Source organism: Streptomyces sp. NPDC104761 (assembly GCF_055583445.1).
This window is the reverse complement of sequence record NZ_JBVJNZ010000048.1, coordinates 1-1,175: the sequence shown is the minus strand read 5'-3', so window position 1 is coordinate 1,175 and position 1,175 is coordinate 1. Positions and strand designations below refer to the sequence as shown.

General features: G+C 57.0%; 1 rRNA gene. It reads left to right on the top strand.

What is annotated here, in order from left to right:
• A 23S ribosomal RNA gene (locus ACZ63F_RS43025) occupies positions 1 to 1,175 on the top strand; the annotation flags it as partial.

Sequence of the window (1,175 nt, the reverse complement as noted above, 5' to 3'; positions counted from 1 at the left end):
GGTGTGACTGCGTGCCTTTTGAAGAATGAGCCTGCGAGTTTGCGGTGTGTTGCGAGGTTAACCCGTGTGGGGTAGCCGTAGCGAAAGCGAGTCCGAACAGGGCGGTTGAGTAGCACGCTCAAGACCCGAAGCGGAGTGATCTAGCCATGGGCAGGTTGAAGCGGAGGTAAGACTTCGTGGAGGACCGAACCCACCAGGGTTGAAAACCTGGGGGATGACCTGTGGTTAGGGGTGAAAGGCCAATCAAACTCCGTGATAGCTGGTTCTCCCCGAAATGCATTTAGGTGCAGCGTCGTGTGTTTCTTGCCGGAGGTAGAGCACTGGATAGGCGATGGGCCCTACCGGGTTACTGACCTTAGCCAAACTCCGAATGCCGGTAAGTGAGAGCGCGGCAGTGAGACTGTGGGGGATAAGCTCCATGGTCGAGAGGGAAACAGCCCAGAGCATCGACTAAGGCCCCTAAGCGTACGCTAAGTGGGAAAGGATGTGGAGTCGCAGAGACAACCAGGAGGTTGGCTTAGAAGCAGCCACCCTTGAAAGAGTGCGTAATAGCTCACTGGTCTAGTGATTCCGCGCCGACAATGTAGCGGGGCTCAAGCGTACCGCCGAAGTCGTGTCATTCCAGAATTAGGGCCAACGCCTTCTGGGATGGGTAGGGGAGCGTCGTCTGCCGGGTGAAGCAGCACCGGAAGGTAGTTGTGGACGGTTGACGAGTGAGAATGCAGGCATGAGTAGCGATTCACACGTGGGAAACGTGTGCGCCGATTGACTAAGGGTTCCTGGGTCAAGCTGATCTGCCCAGGGTAAGTCGGGACCTAAGGCGAGGCCGACAGGCGTAGTCGATGGATAACCGGTTGATATTCCGGTACCCGCTGTGAAGCGTCAAACATCGAACCCATTAATGCTAAGGCCGTGAAGCCGCCCTGGAGCCTTCGGGCAAAGGGGAGTGGTGGAGCCGCTGACCCAAAGTGGTAGTAGGTGAGTGATGGGGTGACGCAGGAAGGTAGTCCAGCCCGGGCGGTGGTTGTCCCGGGGTAAGGGTGTAGCCCGTCATCTAGGTAAATCCGGATGACATGAGGGTGAGACCTGATGCCGAGCCGATTGTGGTGAAGTGGATGATCCTATGCTGTCGAGAAAAGCCTCTAGCGAGTTTCATGGCGGCCCGTACCCTAAAC